General features: G+C 62.2%; 14 protein-coding genes and 1 riboswitch. Of the genes, 5 read left to right on the top strand and 9 right to left on the bottom strand.

The genetic code is table 11. From position 1 onward, the window contains the following. Window positions 1–2 precede the first annotated feature (2 nt). Window positions 3–332: an SDR family NAD(P)-dependent oxidoreductase gene (locus ACK3SD_RS18755; RefSeq protein ID WP_481127633.1), complete on the top strand. Its 330-nt coding sequence runs from the start codon at window positions 3–5 to the stop codon at window positions 330–332. Window positions 333–472: 140 nt separating this feature from the next. Here ACK3SD_RS18755 and ACK3SD_RS18750 read toward each other — a convergent pair whose 3' ends face one another. The 7 genes from ACK3SD_RS18750 to ACK3SD_RS18720 form a co-directional block, all read right to left on the bottom strand. Beyond that, on the bottom strand, window positions 473–1,192 hold the full coding sequence (locus ACK3SD_RS18750; protein WP_481127632.1) for a dienelactone hydrolase family protein: 720 nt from the start codon (window positions 1,190–1,192) through the stop codon (window positions 473–475). A gap of 120 nt (window positions 1,193–1,312) precedes the next feature. Next, window positions 1,313–4,918 (bottom strand): urea carboxylase, encoded by a 3,606-nt coding sequence (gene uca / locus ACK3SD_RS18745; RefSeq protein WP_481127631.1) that lies wholly within the window; start codon window positions 4,916–4,918, stop codon window positions 1,313–1,315. Between the two features lie 212 nt (window positions 4,919–5,130). Beyond that, window positions 5,131–5,766, bottom strand: coding sequence for an urea amidolyase associated protein UAAP2 (locus ACK3SD_RS18740; RefSeq protein ID WP_137765527.1), 636 nt, complete (start codon window positions 5,764–5,766; stop codon window positions 5,131–5,133). Between the two features lie 12 nt (window positions 5,767–5,778). Next, a complete protein-coding gene (locus ACK3SD_RS18735) occupies window positions 5,779–6,504 on the bottom strand; it encodes an urea amidolyase associated protein UAAP1 (protein WP_481127630.1) in 726 nt (241 codons plus the stop codon). After that, window positions 6,501–7,307, bottom strand: coding sequence for an ABC transporter ATP-binding protein (locus ACK3SD_RS18730; RefSeq protein WP_481127629.1), 807 nt, complete (start codon window positions 7,305–7,307; stop codon window positions 6,501–6,503). Before ACK3SD_RS18730 ends, ACK3SD_RS18735 begins: the two co-directional genes overlap by 4 nt. Continuing rightward, window positions 7,304–8,119 carry an ABC transporter permease gene (locus ACK3SD_RS18725; protein WP_481127628.1) on the bottom strand — a complete coding sequence of 272 codons (816 nt, stop codon included), beginning with the start codon at window positions 8,117–8,119 and terminating at the stop codon, window positions 7,304–7,306. The genes ACK3SD_RS18730 and ACK3SD_RS18725 overlap by 4 nt, the downstream gene beginning before the upstream one ends. Window positions 8,120–8,142: 23 nt before the next feature. Further along, on the bottom strand, window positions 8,143–9,201 hold the full coding sequence (locus tag ACK3SD_RS18720) for a putative urea ABC transporter substrate-binding protein (protein ID WP_481127627.1): 1,059 nt from the start codon (window positions 9,199–9,201) through the stop codon (window positions 8,143–8,145). Between the two features lie 56 nt (window positions 9,202–9,257). After that, a riboswitch (guanidine-I (ykkC/yxkD leader) is annotated at window positions 9,258–9,357 on the bottom strand. A 408-nt stretch (window positions 9,358–9,765) separates the two neighbouring features. Here ACK3SD_RS18720 and ACK3SD_RS18715 point away from each other — a divergent pair. After that, window positions 9,766–11,826 (top strand): FUSC family protein, encoded by a 2,061-nt coding sequence (locus ACK3SD_RS18715; protein ID WP_481127626.1) that lies wholly within the window; start codon window positions 9,766–9,768, stop codon window positions 11,824–11,826. 35 nt (window positions 11,827–11,861) lie between these two features. On the opposite strand, the gene adhP is transcribed toward ACK3SD_RS18715, so the two are convergent. Next, window positions 11,862–12,878, bottom strand: a complete 1,017-nt coding sequence (gene adhP, locus ACK3SD_RS18710; protein ID WP_481127625.1) for an alcohol dehydrogenase AdhP — start codon at window positions 12,876–12,878, stop codon at window positions 11,862–11,864. A gap of 258 nt (window positions 12,879–13,136) precedes the next feature. Here adhP and ACK3SD_RS18705 point away from each other — a divergent pair, with 258 nt between their 5' ends. From ACK3SD_RS18705 to ACK3SD_RS18695, 3 genes are all read left to right on the top strand, one after another. Next, window positions 13,137–14,378, top strand: coding sequence for an MFS transporter (locus ACK3SD_RS18705; protein WP_481127624.1), 1,242 nt, complete (start codon window positions 13,137–13,139; stop codon window positions 14,376–14,378). Between the two features lie 13 nt (window positions 14,379–14,391). After that, window positions 14,392–15,447, top strand: coding sequence for a sugar phosphate isomerase/epimerase family protein (locus ACK3SD_RS18700; protein WP_481127623.1), 1,056 nt, complete (start codon window positions 14,392–14,394; stop codon window positions 15,445–15,447). A gap of 63 nt (window positions 15,448–15,510) precedes the next feature. Further along, a complete protein-coding gene (locus tag ACK3SD_RS18695) occupies window positions 15,511–16,491 on the top strand; it encodes a LacI family DNA-binding transcriptional regulator (protein WP_481127622.1) in 981 nt (326 codons plus the stop codon). A gap of 4 nt (window positions 16,492–16,495) precedes the next feature. On the opposite strand, the gene ACK3SD_RS18690 is transcribed toward ACK3SD_RS18695, so the two are convergent. Next, on the bottom strand, window positions 16,496–17,005 hold the full coding sequence (locus ACK3SD_RS18690) for an SRPBCC family protein (RefSeq protein WP_481127844.1): 510 nt from the start codon (window positions 17,003–17,005) through the stop codon (window positions 16,496–16,498). Window positions 17,006–17,099 lie beyond the last annotated feature (94 nt).

Genomic DNA, 17,099 nt, shown 5'->3' with positions numbered 1-17,099 from the left:
GCGTGCAGAGTATCAATGATATTATCGAGGTATATGACACCAATGTATTTGGTGCCATCAGGGTGATGCAGCACTTTATTCCACTACTCAGGGCCGCATCTGGGGCCAAAATTATTATGGTCAGTAGTGGTTTGGGTTCGCTGGAGTGGATCTCGCTGACTCACCCTTATTCCAAAATTCAGGCAATGGGGTATACCAGTTCAAAGGCCGCATTGAATGCCATCACCGCTGCGTTTGCCAAAGAACTTATTGATGGCCATATCAGCGTGAATGTCGTTGACCCGGGATATACCGCGACTGATTTTAATGGGCATACCGGCTACAGAACATGAAGTTCGTTTGGCTTTAGTGCGCACAATCTATCTTATGTTAAATTAGCTTCGCGGAGCCGGTTGTAGCTCCTCTCCCCTTACCACCATGCAGTGGGAGCCTCTCTCGAGGCCCCCACTGTGGTGCGGTTAGATAAAACCTATCAGATCACTTCGTCCAATAGTGCGTACATGGCGTTGAATGCGCGGGTGGAGACTGTCGGGTGGAATTTCGCGACGCCTTCGACGTTGGCATTCGGGTCGGTGAAGGAGTGCACCGCGCCGCCGTAGCTGACCAGCTGCCAGTCAGCGCCCGCGTCGTTCATCTCTTGGGCGAAGGCGGTCAGTTGCTCGCGCGGCACCAGCGGATCGGCGGCGCCATCCAGTACCAGCAGCGGGCATTGGACGTTTTTCGCGTCGTGCAGGCCGCTGGCGTCGAGGGTGCCGTGGAATGAGATGGCGGCACGCAGGGCCTCGCCGCTGCGGGCGAGCTCCAGCGCGCAGTGGCCGCCAAAGCAGAAACCAAAGGCCGCGACCCGGTTGCTATCGACTGCCACAAATGCTTGATCTTTCAGTGTCGCGAGGGCTGCCGCCATCCGCACCACTTCATCAGCTGTGTCTTTAACCGCGCCCATCGCGGCGCCCGCCTCTTCCGGCGAGGTCGGGCGGTTGCCCTTGCCATACAGATCCGCAATAAACACCGCGTAACCCTGGGCGGCCACCTGCCCTGCCAGACGTACGGCGTTCTCAGTGACGCCCATCCAGTTTGGTGCCATCACCAGCCCCGGTCGGGTGCCAGAGAGTGCGGCGTCAAATACCAGCACACCCTCCATCTCTTGGCGGTTGGCGGTATAGGTGATCGTTGTGTGTTGAATGTCTGCCATGGTGGCTCCTGTTAACTGCATTGGCGGATGGCCGCTGATTCTAGGGGTTTTTTAACATGGCTTCATTACATTTTACCGGCCGTTTACTCGCCATGGTGTGCGAGGTAAACGGCTGGTCGATTACCCCACGTCCCGCTTCAGCACAAAGACGCCCTGCCCGGCGCGCACTGTGGCACCAGACGCCACCCGGATGGCCTCCACGATGCCGTCACAAGGGGCCAGCAGCGGAATCTCCATCTTCATTGCCTCAATGATCGCCAGTACGTCGCCCGCCGCGACCGAATCCCCCTCTTCGACATTAACCTGCCAGAGGTTGCCGGCGATGGCGCTCTCCACACGCTGTTGGCCGGGTTGGAGCGGTGCCTCATCGGACTGCTCAACGGCCGCCTCCTGGCTCTCAAAATGTGCCTGCCCCGAGGCTATCCAGCGCTCGCGCTCGGCACTGAAGGCGGCCTGCTGGTGGCTACGGAAGGCAGCGATGCTCTCCGCCTCCTGCGTCAGGAAGCGTTGGTAATCCGCCAGCGCCAGCTCAGTCTGCTCAATGCGCAGTGGATAACGCCCGAGCGGGAAGTCGCGGCGGATGTTTTGCAGCTCCTCCGCAGAGACCGGGTAGAAGCGGATCTGGTCGAAGAATCGCAGCAACCAGGGGGTGCCGCCAAAGTCAGCGACTTCGCGATAGCGGTTCCACATCTGTAGAGTGCGCCCAACAAACTGGTAACCGCCCGGCCCCTCCATGCCATAGATGCAGAGGTAGGCACCGCCAATGCCCACGGAGTTCTCCGCAGTCCAGGTTCGCGCCGGGTTGTACTTGGTGGTGACCAACCGGTGGCGCGGGTCGAGCGGTGTCGCTACGGGCGCGCCAAGGTAGACGTCGCCCAGCCCCATCACCAGATAGCTGGCCTCAAACAGGGTGCGGTAGACATCGCCCACTGCTGGCAGGTCGTTGATACGGCGGATGAACTCCAGGTTGCTCGGGCACCACGGGGCATCGCTGCGCACCGTGGCCATGTACTTATCAATCGCTTGCTGGCAGGCGGGATCATCCCAGGAGAGCGGCAGGTACACAATCCGCGAAGGCACGCGCAGATCCTGTTGGGCGCATACCTCTTCCCAGCAGCTGGAAACCATCGAGAGCAGTGTCGCCAACGGTAGTGCGTCGGGCCGGTAGTGAATCTGCAAGGAGCGGATGCCGGGCGTCAGGTCGAGGATGGCCGAATGCTGGCTGGCGGCCAGCACCTGCATCAGCGCATGTGCCCGGAAACGCAGCACCAGATCCAGTTCCGGGTCACCTATCTCCAGCAACAGGTGGGTGTCGCCCGCCACGCGTGCCACCAGCCGCTCGTCGGCCCTGCCCATCTCCAGCACCACCGGCGAGGTGATGGCGGTAGGCCGCCAGGTGGAGGCGACCGGGCGCAGGGTTGCCAGCGTCTGATCCTGCTCCGCGACCAGTTGCCGCGCCGTCGGAATATCCACCGGCACAAAGCGCAGGCGGTCACCGGCCTTCAGCTGGCCGAGCTGGCAGAGATCGGCCTCAATCACCGTCACTGGGCAGACAAAGCCGCCGAGGCTCGGGCCGTCTGGCCCGAGGATCACGGGCATGTCGCCGGTAAAGTCCACCGCGCCGATGGCATAGGGGTTGTCATGGATGTTGGAGGGGTGCAGCCCGGCCTCGCCGCCGCTCTCCCTCACCCACTCTGGCCGTGGCCCGATCAGGCGCACGCCCGTGCGGCTGGAGTTAAAGTGCACCTCCCAGTCGGTCTGGAAAAAGGTCTCCATATAGGCGGGGGTGAAGTACTCCGGCGCGCCATGTGGCCCATAGATCACCCGCACCTGCCGGACGGCTGGCAGGGCCGGGCACAGCGCCTCTGGCAGGCGGTCGCCGGCATGGTGCGTTTGCAGTTCCGCCAGATGGAGTACGTCGCCGGTGCGCAACGCGCGACCAGCATGGCCGCCGAACTGCCCTAAGGTAAAGGTGCTCTTACTGCCGAGGTACTCCGGGACAAGCAACCCGCCGCGCAAGGCGAGGTAACTGCGTGCGCCCGCCCCGCTGATGTCACCCAGTCGCAGCGTCTGACCAGCGGCGATGAAGAAACTCTGGTTCATCGGCTGCGCCACGCCATCCAGCTCCACCGGCAGCGTGGCCCCGGTGACCGCCGCCACTGCCGCAGTGTTGAAGCGCAGCGTGGGGCCGTTCATGGTGATCTCCAGCGCGGCGTCACTGTCGCTGTTGCCCAGCAGGCGGTTGGCGAGGCGCAGCGCCTGGCTGTCCATCGGGCCGGAGGGCGGCACGCCCACGGCCCAGTACCCCAGCCTGCCGGGAAAATCCTGCACGGTGGTCTGGGTGCCCGCAGAGAGCACCTCCAAGGTAGTGGCCTGATAGGCCAGCCCATCCAAACAGCGCGTCCATGGGTAGCCGGTGGCAAAGGGCGCATAGGCCAGAATCTGCCGCAAATAGCCGCGGTTGGTCTCCACGCCATACAGCCGAGTAGCCACCAGCGCCTGCTCGAGCGCCGCGATGGCCTGCCCGCGCGAGTCGCAGTGGGTAATCACTTTCGCCAGCAAGGGATCAAAAAATGGCGGGATCTCACAGCCTGCTTCCACCCAGCTATCGATACGCAGCGTGCGGCCATCGGCGGGCGGGAACGCCACATCGGTCAGCAGGCCCGGCGAGGGTTGGAACTGACGGCCCGGATCTTCGGCATAGAGCCGCGCCTGAATGGCGTGGCCGTGGGGCGACAGGGTCGCGGCAAGCTCGCGCAGCGGCGGCAGTTCACCCGCCGCCAGAGCGATCATCCAGCGCACCAGATCCACCCCCCATACCTGCTCGGTAACGCCATGCTCGACCTGCAACCGGGTATTGACCTCGAGGAAATAGAACTGCTCCGCCTGACTATCGTAGACAAACTCCACGGTGCCAGCGCTGCGGTAGCAGACAGCCTTGGCGAGCGTCACGGCAGCGGAGCAGAGCGCCTCCGCCATGCCGTGCGGCAGGTTGGGGGCTGGCGTCTCCTCCAGCACCTTCTGGTTGCGGCGCTGGATAGAGCAGTCGCGCACCCCCAGCGCAATGACCTCGCCCTGCCCATCGCCAAACACCTGCACCTCAAGGTGGCGTGCCCGTTCAATATATTTTTCGATAAAGACGCCCGCATCGCTGAAGTTGTTCTGACCCAGCCGCTTAACGGCATCGAACGCCTCGGCCACATCCTCCGCGTGGTAACAGATGCGCATCCCGATACCGCCGCCGCCGGCGGTGCTTTTTAGCATCACCGGATAGCCCACCTCGGCCGCCGCACCCTGCGCCTCGGCCAGGCTCTCCAGCAGGCCGGTGCCCGGCAGCAGCGGCACCCGGTTCTCCTGCGCCAGCGCGCGGGCGGTATGTTTCAGGCCAAACATGCGCAGTTGCGCTGGCGTCGGGCCGACAAACGCCAGCCCGGCCGCCTCGCAGGCTTGCGCGAAGGCCGCGTTCTCTGACAGGAAACCATAGCCGGGATGGATGGCGCTGGCCCCGCTCTGTTGCGCCGCGTGGATAATCTTCTCGGCCACCAGATAGGTGCACGCCGCCGGGCCATCGCCGAGGCTCAGGGCCTCATCTGCCTCGCGCAGGTGCAGGCTACCGGCATCGGCGTCTGAAAATACCGCCACGCTTTTGACGTCCATCTCGCGCAGCGTACGGAAAATGCGGCACGCAATCGCGCCACGGTTGGCAACCAGAAGTTTTTCAAACATGTGTCAGGCTCACAGGGGGGCGGGTCGTCCCGCCAGATTCAAGGCCGCTCATGGCCGTCCATGAGGGAGATCCGTTGGCGTCGTGCCGCTTCAGCGTGGTCGGTCGCCTTGTGGGCGCGGCTGGGTGGGCGAATAGGCATAACGCCCGGCGCGCGCGTCCAGCATCTCCACGCACCACCGCCGCAATTGCCGCCAGAAGCGGACAGAGGTTGTCAGTTCCATACCAACACCTCGGCGGCGGTTGGGTTCCAGCCATTGCAGGGGTTGTTAAGTTGCGGGCAGTTGGAGATCAGCACGATCACATCCTGTTCGGCGCGCAGCTCCACATATTTACCAGCGGCGGAGATGCCATCCTCAAAGGTCAGCTGGCCATCGGGCGTCACCGGCACATTCATAAAGAAATTGATGTTGGCCGTCAGGTCGCCCTTGTTCATGCGACCATCATGCAGGCAGGCGCAGAGGAAGTTATCGCGGCAGCTGTGCATTGAGCGCGTGTCCAGCGCATAGCGCACGGTGTTGCTCTCCTGCGAGCAGGCACCGCCCAAGGTGTCGTGGCGTCCGCAGGTGTCGGCCGTGATGGTCAGCAGCGGGTTGCCGAGGTTAGACCACAGCACGCTGCCGGTGGTGAGGTAGGCGTTGTTCTGGCGGCGCAGCGTGCGTTGCGCGTCATAGCGTTCACGCGGGTTGGCGGCGCTGTAGAACAGCGTGTCCACCGCCTGATTGCCCTCCACATCATGCAGCCGCACGGTCTGGCCGCGTTTTACCTCAAACAGGTAGGGTTCGCCTGCCGGGATGGTGTGGCGGAAAACGGCGTCGTCAGCGTGTCTGGCATGGGTAGTCACGGTCATGATCTCTTCTCCTTACAGGGTGAACCGGCGGGTGTTTTGGAAGGCGCGGGCATTCTCCGGGCGCGAGGTTTCGCACAGCGCGGCCTGCCCCTCCTCCGCCAGATGCCAGGCGAGGTGCACCGGGCGCGGCGCGTAGTGACGGGCGGGATCCATCGGGTGCGGCAGGGCGGTCAGCACGACCAGCACATCCATCGGCGCGTACAGTTCAACCGCGTCGCCCGGCTGGGAGTGGTTGGCGTGGAACTGGAAAGTGCCCTGCTCGTCCACCGTGACCTTGCTGAACAGGTTGAGCACCATTTGCAGATCCTCAATGCCGAGGTTCCACTTGCCCATCTCCACCAGCAAATTGTCCGTGCCGTTGCGGTGGAAGCCGTTGCGCAGCTCCTGATACCGCCCCGGGCCATACTTTTCTGCGGTTTCCGCGGCATTCAGCACGCCGCCAAAGCTGTCATGCCAGCCGCAACTGTCAGCGACAATCGCCGCCAGCACCCGGCCCATGTCAGAGTAGAGGCAGTGGCCTACGGTCAGTTTCGCCGTATGCTGCCCCTTCAGCGTATCCGGCAGGTTCAGCCGCTCACTCTTCTCATGGGCATTGAGCAGCATCAGGCTGACATTGGCGCCGCCCTCAATGTCGGTCAGGCGCAGCACCTGCCCGCGTTTCAGGATAAAGGAGGTGTGGCCGCCGCCGGGCAGTGTCTCTTGATGGAGGGTTGTCCGGGTTTGCGCGAAGAGCGTCATGATAGTAACTCCTGTAAAGGGGATGGTAAGGGAGCGCCCGGCTGCACGCCGGGAGCGGCAAGGACGCCGCGCTGTTGCTGTCGGTCTTCGTTCAGCGGCAGGTCATAGGTGATGCGCGCGCCGTAGGCCTCGGGCACATGGGGATCAATGCGCACCTTGTCGAACACCAGCAGCCGGGTGCCAAGGTGGAAACCCTCGGCCAGATCGTGGGTGACCATAAAGACCGTCAGCCGGGTTTCATGCCACAGTTCCAGCAACAGCTGGTGCATATCCTTGCGGATGCCGGGGTCCAGCGCGCCAAAAGGCTCATCCAGCAGCAGGATGCGCGGCTGCATCATCAGCGCCTGGGCGATGGCGAGCCGTTGCTGCATACCGCCGGAGAGCTGCGCCGGGTATTTCGCCAGCGCGTGGCCCAGCCCGACCCGCGCCAGCATCGCCTGCGCGCGCTCCCGCGCTGCGCGCTTATGCTTGCCAAACAGCCGGCCCGTCAGCGGCGCGCGGGAGAACTCAAGGCTGGCGGTGACGTTGTCCAGCACTGTGAGGTGGGGAAAGACCGAGTAGCGCTGGAACACCACGCCACGGCTGGCGTCCGGCTCGGCGGGCAGCGGCACCCCCTCGAGCGTAATCGCGCCGCGGCTTGGCCGCTCCTGCCCTAGCAGCAGGCGCAGGAAGGTGGACTTGCCGCAGCCGGACGCGCCCACCATGGTGCAAAACTCGCCCTCATTGACCCGCAGGTTGAGGTTTTCCAGCACCACGTGGTCGCCATACTGCTGCCAGATATTGTTGATCTCGATGAAACTCATGATTGGGTGGCCTCCGCCCAAGGGAAACAGCGACGGTGCAGGTAGCGCAGCGCCAGATCCATCAGCCACGCCAGCAGCGTGATCCACAGGACATAGGGCAGGATGACGTCCATCGCCATATAACGGCGCACGAGGAAGATGCGATAACCCAGCCCGGCCGTGGAGGAGATGGCCTCGGCGGAGATCAAGAACAGCCAGGCAGAGCCGAGCAGCAAACGCAGCGAGGTGATGAGCCGCGAGAGCAGTTGCGGTAGCACCACCCGCAGCACCACGATCCAGCTATTGGCCCCCAGCGTCTGCGCTTTGATGACAGTTTCCGCTGGGATCTCTCTGGCGCGCTGCTCTAGGTCACGCGCCAGCATCGGCGTTACCCCAATCACAATCAGCATGACTTTCGATAGCTCATCCAGCCCGAACACAATGAACAGGATGGGCAGAATGGCGAGGGGCGGCACCATTGAGAGCACGGTCATAAAGGTGGACAGCGGCGCGCGCCACAGGGGAAACACCCCGGAAGCGACGCCAAACAGCAGCCCCAACAGTGAGGCAATGCCCAACCCCAGCAATAACCGGCCAAGGCTGGTGGCGGTGTCCAGCCAGAACAGGTAGTCGCCGCTGCGTTTGTCCGGGGTGAAGGCCATGCGCTCCAGCGCCGCCGCCATCTGCGACAGCCCCGGCAGCAGCTTGTCGTGGGGGTTGGCCTCCATCCGCACCGCCGACCCCATGAAGTAGGCGGAAATGAGCAGGATAAAGGGCAGCAGCACTAACATCAGGTGCAGGCCCCGGCTGGGGTGGCGATTGATTTGCCGCATAGCGCTGACTCCTTCTCTCACTGTTACAGCGTGCCGTCGGCCGCCATCTTCAGGTAGCTGTCATCGAAGCGCAGCTTCACATTGCCCGCATCACCGCGTGTGACGTTGCCGGGGAATTGCAACCCGATAAACGCCGCGCTGTCGGCTCCCTCGCCCAGCAGTCCCTTGTCAAAGGAGAATTGCGCCACCCGCTGCATGGTGTCGGCCAGCGCTGGGCCAGTAACGAAGCGGAGGTTGTCGGCGGGGGTGTAGAACAGGTGGGTGGTTTTCAGCTGCGCCTGATATCCGGCGAGATCGGTGCCAGAGGCGGCGGCCATCGCACTCAGGGCCTCGGTATTGCCGGCCTGCATCAGCGACATCATCTCAAACCAGGCACCGGTCAGCGCCTTGCCCAGCGCCGGGTTATCTTTCAGCACCTCGGTGTTGACCACCATCATGTCAATCAGCTCGCCCGGCACCTGGGAGGAGTCAAACACCTCGGTGGCCTCCGGCGTCGCCTTGATGGCAGAGAGCTGGGGATTCCAGGCGACCGCCGCTTTCACATCCGGGGTAGCGAAGGCGGAGACAATATCGGCGTCGGAGGTGTTGACGACGGTCACGTCGCGCTCCTGCAACCCGGCTTTCTCCAGTCCGCGCACCAGCAGGTAGTGGGAGACGGAGAGTTCCGGCAGGTAGATGCGCATTCCCTTCAGGTCAGCCAGCGTCTTGCCCTGCCCCTTGACCACCACGCCATCATTGCCCTCGGAGTAGCTCCCTAAGATCAGCGCGGTGCTGTCAATGCCGCCCGCCGCCGGGATGGTCAGGGCATCCATATTGGTCATGGTGCAGCCGTCAAACTGGCCGGCGGTATACTGGTTTACCGATTCGATATAATCATTGAGCTGGGTAATGTGTACCTGGATGCCATATTTGGCCGCCCACTTGTCCATGATGCCGGAGGCAGCCAGGTTGCCCCACGGCATCCAGCCAGCGTAGATAGTCCAGCAGAGGTTGAACTCTTTTTTGGCGGCGGCATGGGAGGGGGGTGCGGCCAGCAGGGCCAGCGCAAGCAGGGGAACACTCAGCAGACGGAAGCATTTCATGGGAAACCTCGGGTTTTGGCGAAAATATGGGAGCAGCGCGACACCAATGGTGTGCTGTCTCCCGGGCTTTTCTCCCGCCGTGTAACCCCAGATGAGGTCGCCAGCTCTCGGACCAGCCATCCACGCCTGTGGACCGGAACCCTAGCCTGCTATTTACAGTGATCGTCGTGCTGCTCTTTGTGTTAAACGAGGCAAGAAGCGTGCCAGAAAAAATTACCATTGATAACAACGGGTTAAATTTTAATGTTCACAGCGTGCCTCAGGATGGGTCACCCGCCATACAAGAAAGCCTCAATTCGGTGCAGGCAGTTGGCAGGGGAATATGATTCTGCTGGGGGCAATTTATTTCATTCGAAACCCTGACGGCCCCTGATTGAATAGCCCATGCATGACTAATGAATTGCTCTTGCCTATATAACCAGCGAATAAAAGGCGCTATAGCGATAATTATGATTAAAATCAATGAAATAATTCATTCATAATTTGTATCATTAATCCCAGCGCGGAATGTTTCGCCTTCTGGCAGGATACGCGCCACGCAGCGTGCATGAGTACGAACTTTCAATGAAGTGGTTTACCAACAACGCCATTCTGTTTTCTGTTAAAACCTGTCTGGCGGCCTTTCTTGCCCTCTCTGTCTCTTTAGAACTCAACTTTGAAAAACCCGCCTGGTCGCTGACCACGGTCTATGTGGTGTCGCAGCTCTATTCGGCCTCGACCCTCTCTAAATCGGTGTTTCGTCTGCTGGGCACCTGGCTCGGCGGGCTGTTTATCTTTTTGATCTATCCGGCCACGGTAGAGTCGCCGGTGCTGTTCAGCCTGTGTGTCTCGCTGTGGGTGGCGGTTTGCCTCTATCTGTCGCTGCACGACCGTACGCCAAAGAGCTATGTGTTCATGCTGGCGGGTTACAGCGCGGCGATCATGGGCTTCCCCAATGTCACCTCCCCGGATGGCATCACGGAGACGGTGATCTCGCGCATTGAGGAGATCACGTTGGCGATAGTGTGCAGCACGCTGGTGCACCAACTGGTGTTGCCGGTGTCAATGCGCAGTTTGCTGGAGCAGAGCGTCAGCACCTGGTACGAAAATGGGCGCAAATTGTGCAGCGAGCTGATCACGGTGCGGCCGAAGGATAAGTCGCTGGAGCGCGAGGAGATCCTGATCCAGATGGCAAATTTCCCGCTCCAGATTGAGACGCTGATCACCCACTGCGTCTATGAGGGGGACGCGGCGCGCAAGCTGATCCGGCTGGTCAGCGTGCAGTATCAGCACCTCTCCTACCTGATCCCGACCCTGACGGCCATTGACGCGCGGCTCACCCTGCTGGCAGAGCAACAGGTGCGCTTCCCGGAGCAGGTGGCACAGACGTTGCGGGCGTTTTTGCTGTGGCTGAATGAGGGCGAACAGGCCAGCGGCGACGGCGGCATCCAAGAGGTGCTCACCACCAGCCAGACGCAATTGAAAGCGGCATGGCAGGCCGGGGAGTTACGCACCGAGGAGAGCATCCTGCTAATTGGCCTGCTGGAGCGGTTGGCAGACTTTGTGCGCATCGCCGGTGCCTACCAGAGCGTTAGCGCGCTGGTGAGCGATCTCTCTGGCGACACCAGTCTGGCGAGAAAGGCCCGCCCGCAGCGGCACATTGATAAGGGGATGCTGCTGCTGTCGGCCTCCACCGCCTTTTTGGCGACCTTTGGCTCCTGCCTGTTCTGGGTCGGCAGCGGCTGGGCGGATGGCGCGACCGCGCCGATGATGGCGGCAATTCTAGCCTCCTTCTTCGCTGGCACAGATGCCCCGCTCACGCCGATGAAGCTGTTTATCAAGGGCGTGCTGATGGCGCTGGTGATCAGCGTGCTCTACATTGCCCTGCTGATCCCACAGGCGACCACCTTTGAGGCGCTGCTGATGATCCTAACGCCGGGGCTGCTGGCGTTGGGGCTGGTGATTGCCCGCCCCTCCACCAACCTGATTGGCCTGAGCGTCGCCACCCAGATCCCCGGCTTTATCGGACTGAGCCACCACTTCCGGCCCAACCTGCCGGGCGTGCTCAATACCGCGCTGTCGGCGATGGTCGGCATTCTGTTCGCGGTGGTGGTCACCGCCATTATCCGCAACAAGCGCCCCGCCTGGACGGCCAAGCGCGCGCTGCGCAAGGGGCTGCGTGACCTGCTGCGCTTCATCAAGGAGATTGAGCGTAATGCCTCCTCGCTGCTGGCGCGCCAGCACTACATCTCCCGGACGCTCGATCGGGTGAACATCATCCTGCCGCGCAAGCGCATCGACCCGGAGCCGGACTTGCTGGCCGGGGGCGACCTGATCACCGAGGCTTGGCTGGGGGCGAACTGCTATGACTTCTACGCCCGCCACCGCGAGGTGCTGGAGCGCCACCAGATCAACAGCGCGCAGATGTTCCATGAGCTGGCGCTGTTCATTAAGGGAAAAATGAAGACGTTACAGGCTACCCCACACCCGGCGCTGCTGCGCGAGCTGGACTTGCTGCTATTGAGGCTGGAGGCGCTCGCCCGGCAGGATGGCGCGCTGTTTATGCCGCTGTTCTATCTCTCCAACATCCGGCTGGCGCTGTTCCCGCTGCACCACTGGCCGGGGCGGGTGGTGCCGACGGAGTGAGGCCGTGGCCGGGCGCGCGGCCCGGCCAACCCACCTCAGCCGCGCTGGCTGAAGTCAATCACCATCCGGCCGGTGATCTTGCCCTGTACCATCTCCTCAAAGATGGCGTTGATATCCTCCAGCGGCCGACGGGTAACCTTTGGCACCACCTTGCCCTCAGCGGCGAACTGGAACGCCTCGGCCAGATCCTGCCGGGTGCCAACCAGCGAGCCGATCACCTCAATGCCATCCAACACCAATCGCGGGATGTTGAGATCCATCGACTCCGGCGGCAGGCCGACCGCCACCACCCGCCCGCCAGCGCGCACCGCATCAATCGCCGAGTTAAAGGCCGCCTTCGCCACCGCCGTCACCACTGCCGCATGGGCGCCGCCGGTCTTCTCCTGAATGATCTTCGCCGCGTCCTCGGTGCGGGAGTTGATGGTCAAATCCGCCCCCATCTCGGCGGCGAATTCCAGTTGGGAGTCATAAACGTCGATGGCAATCACTTTGGCGTTAAAGACGTTCTTCGCATACTGCAACGCCAAATTGCCCAACCCGCCCAGGCCGTAGATGGCGATCCACTGGCCGGGGCGGATATGGCTGCTTTTCACCGCCTTATAGGTCGTGACCCCGGCGCAGGTGATGCTGCTGGCGGCGGCGGAGTCCAGCCCGTCCGGCACCTTCACCGCGTAGTCCGCTACTACGATGCACTGCTCGGCCATGCCACCATCGACGCTGTAGCCGGCATTTTTCACTTGGCGGCAGAGGGTCTCATTGCCGGTATTGCAGTAGTCACAGTGGCCGCAGCCTTGGTAGAACCAAGCAACGCTGGCGCGATCGCCCGGCTGGAGCGAGGTGACGCCCGGCCCAATCTCTTTCACCACGCCAATCCCCTCATGGCCGAGGATCACGCCGGTGCGGTCGCCAAAGTCGCCGTTTTTCACATGCAGATCGGTGTGGCACACGCCACAGCACTCCATTTGCAATAGCGCTTCGCCATACTCCAGCGGGCGCAGGGTCTTGTCTGTTACGTTGACACGATGGTCATGGGTCACGACAGCCGCTTTCATAGTCACTCCTTACTGTATGGGTGTCGCTTCACGGTAGGCGCTGTACGGAAATTGTTCAACCCAACAGCGCAGAGTCAGATAAACCTGAGGGAAATCAGCCCAGCGCCCCGCCTGCCATATCCGCCTATTTTTTGCACTCCGTTGTCATCCGTGACCCCCTTCACATATCAGGCATCGGGGGCTGGCAGCTTCTTTGTAATCGATTACTTTTTAAAGTGAACGATTTTGTAATCGATTACTTTTATCTGAGAGGCGCTTATGCCGTCCATAACAGAGAGTTCGCAACGCGTTGAAACGGGGCTGAAAATGCTGGTGCCCCGTCTGTCTTTGATGATGTTTCTCCAGTTCTTTATCTGGGGGAGCTGGTCGGTCACCCTTGGTCTGGTAATGACGCAACACAACATGTCGCTATTGATTGGCGATGCTTTCTCCGCCGGGCCAATCGCCTCGATCCTCTCGCCGTTCGTGCTGGGGATGCTGGTGGATCGCTTCTTCGCCTCGCAAAAGGTGCTAGCGGTGATGCACCTGGCTGGCGCGGCGATCCTCTACTTCGTGCCGGATGCCATGCGCGCGGAGAATGGCGTGCTGCTTATCTCCCTGCTGTTTGGCTACACGCTCTGCTATATGCCGACGCTGGCGCTGACCAACAATATCGCCTTCCACAGCCTCTCCAACAGCGAGCGGAGTTTCCCGATTGTGCGGGTGTTTGGCACCATCGGCTGGATAGCCGCTGGCCTGTTCATTGCCGCGATCGGCATTGCCGCCAGCGTTGGCATCTTCACCGTGGCGGCCATCTGCTCAGTGATCCTCGCCCTCTATAGCCTGACGCTGCCCCACACCCCGGCCCCGGCGAAAGGGTTGCCGCTCAGGACGCGTGACCTGTTCTGCGCGGACGCCTTCGCCCTGATGAAAATCCGCCACTTTTTGGTGTTCGCCATCTGCGCCACCCTGATCTCGGTGCCGCTGGGCACCTACTATGCTTACACCGCCTCTTGGCTGGCGGATGCCGGGGTGGAGAACGTCAGCGCCGTGATGTCCTTCGGCCAGATGTCCGAGATCTTCTTTATGCTGGTGATCCCGCTGCTGTTCCGCCGGCTGGGGGTGAAGTACATGCTGCTGATCGGCATGTTCGCCTGGTTCCTGCGCTATGTGCTGTTTGCCCTTGGCATGGGCGAGGAGGGGCGGCTGATGATCTATGCCGGCATCCTGCTGCACGGCGTCTGCTATGACTTCTTCTTTGTGGTCGGCTTTATCTACACCGACCGGGTGGCTGGCGAGAAGGTGAAGGGACAGGCGCAGAGCATGGTGGTGATGTTCACCTACGGCATCGGCATGTTGCTCGGCTCGCAGATCTCCGGCGCGCTCTACAACACCTTTGTGGCGGGGAGGAACACCGCCGACAGCTGGGCCACGTTCTGGTGGATACCGGCGATTGCAGCGGCAGTGATTGCCATGATCTTTATGGTCTCATTCAAGTACCGGGATGAGGATGCGGTTTAACAACGGAGATAACATGAAAACACTCAAAGGCCCCGGCATCTTTCTGGCGCAGTTCATTGGCGGGGCCGCCCCCGCCGATCTGGCAGGCATCGCGGAATGGGCCGCCGAGCTGGGCTACCGGGCGGTGCAGATCCCCTGCAACCATCCGCAGATTTTTGATCTGGCGCTGGCGGCGCGCAGCCAGACCTACTGTGATGAGGTGACCGGCCTGCTGGCCAGCCATGGGCTGGCGATCAGCGAGCTTTCCACCCACCTTGAGGGGCAGTTGATGGCGGTACATCCGGCCTATGAGTCGGCCTTTGACACCTTTGCCCCGGCGGCGGTGCGCGGTGACCGCACGCGCCGCAGCGAGTGGGCGACGCAGGTGCTGCATCAGGCGGCGGCGGCCTCCGCCCGGCTGGGGTTGACGGCCCACGCCACCTTCTCCGGTTCGCTGGCCTGGCCCTATCTCTACCCCTGGCCGCCGCACAACGCGCAGCTTTTTGAGGAGGCGTTTCGCGAGTTGGCGCGCCGCTGGCGGCCGGTGCTGGACGCCTTCGACCAGCACGGCGTTGACCTCTGCTATGAGCTTCACCCCTGTGAGGATCTGCATGACGGCGTTACCTTTGAGCGCTTCCTCGCGCTGCTGGATAACCACCCGCGCTGCAACATCCTGTTCGATCCCAGTCACTTGCACCTGCAACAGATGGACTACCTGCAATTCATCGACATCTACCACGCGCGCATCAAGGCGTTCCACGTCAAGGATGCGGAGTTCACCCCGAATGGCCGCAGCGGCGTGTATGGCGGCTACCAGCCCTGGCTGGCGCGCGCCGGGCGCTTCCGCTCACTGGGCGACGGCCAAATCGACTTCAAGGGCATCTTCAGCAAGTTGGCGCAGTATGGCTATGAGGGCTGGGCGGTGCTGGAGTGGGAGTGCTGCCTGAAGGAGAGCGAAGTGGGCGCGCGTGAGGGCGCGGAGTTTATCCGCCGTCACATCATCCCGGTGGCAGAACGGGCCTTTGATGATTTTGCCGCGGGTGGACACTCGGCCCAGCAGATCCGCCACCAGCTGGGGCTAGGGGAGTAAACTCCGGCCAGCGAAACTGTGGTAGCCTGCCGTATCGCATAACCCGCAGGAAGTATCATTGTTATGTCTATCCAGAAAATCGCGCAACTGGCCGGGGTGTCAGTGGCGACCGTCTCCCGTGTGCTGAACAACAGCGCCAGCGTCAAACCCCAGAACCGCGACCGCGTGATGGATGCCATCCGCGAGAGCAACTACCAGCCCAACCTGCTGGCGCGCCAGTTGCGCACCGCCCGCAGTTCGATGGTGCTGGTGATGGTTTCCAACGTCGCCAACCCCTTCTGTGCCGATGTGGTCAAGGGCATTGAGGAGGAGGCGGAAAAGAACGGCTACCGCATTTTGCTGTGCAACTCCGGCTCCGATACCGAGCGCTCACGCTCCAGCCTCGGGCTGGTCTCCGGGAAAATTGTCGATGGGGTGATCACCATGGACGCCTTCAGCCACCTGTCGGCGCTGACACCGCTGATTGGCGACGCGCCCTGGGTGCAGTGCGCCGAGTACGCGGACAGCGGCGAAGTCTCCTGTGTTGGTATTGATGATACGGATGCCGCGGAGTCGGTGGTGCGCTACCTGCTGGCGCGGGGACGCACGCGCATCGCGTTGATTAATCACGATCTCGACTACAAATATGCCAGCCTGCGCCAGCGCGGCTATCTGGATGAATTGGCGGCGCAGGGCTGCCAGTGGCAGCGCATCGCCTATGCCAGCGACCTGAGTTTCAGCGCGGGCAAAGCGGCGATGGAGTCACTGCTGCAACATGCCTCGCCACCGGACGCGGTGTTTGCCGTCTCTGACACGCTGGCGGCCGGGGCGATGGCGGCGGCGCGGCAGGCCGGGCTGCGTGTCCCGCAGGACATTGCCATCGCCGGGTTTGACGGCACCGATCTGGCGGAGATGGTGTCGCCGCCGCTGACCACGGTAGCCCAGCCGTCACGCGCCATTGGCCGCAAGGCGTTTGAGTTGCTGCTGCACAAGATTGAGAACCCGCACGCTACGCCACAGCGGGTGATGATGGCGTGGCAGTTGATCAGCCGCGCCAGCGCCTGACCCTCTACCGCGCCCTGGCGGCCGCCACCAGACCCTCCAGCCACGCCTGATGGCCGTTGATCATCGGGTTGGGGGTGGTGGCCGCCAGCGCCTCCGCGGGTTTGCCCCGTTGCGTCTCCTGCGTCAGGATGCGCACCCGGCCACCCGGCAGATCTTCCACCAGCCAGGCGTGGTGCACGTCCAGCCGCTCCGGCGTATTCTCCTCGCCAGCCCAACCGTGCCAGGCAACACGCCCCGCCTCACCGGCGGTGGGCGCGACATACTCCGTCACTCGTGCTTCCACCGGGAAGCCAAAGGTTTCAAAGTAGAAGCGTGCGTCCTGCGCCAGCTCTGGCCCCTTGCCGTCATAGAACCGGGGATTGGCGGAGTTGGCGTAATAGGTCGGCCATAGCTCCGGCGTTGCCAGCAACGGCCAGACGGCCTGCGCGGTTAGGCCAGCGACAATCACCTCATTGGAGGCAAAGTTCTCGGTAAAGCCAGGGACAAAGCCCTCCGGCCAGATAATGGCGTTCATTTTCATCAGGTTTCTCCACAATGTCAGCATCAACAGGAAGCGCCCGCTCCCTGAGGGATGCGGGCATGATGGCAGTGGGAAAGATATAAGTGAA

This window comes from Chimaeribacter sp. YP20170169 (assembly GCF_056739715.1).
The sequence above is the reverse complement of the archived record's forward strand: the minus strand, read 5'-3'. Positions and strand labels throughout refer to the sequence as shown.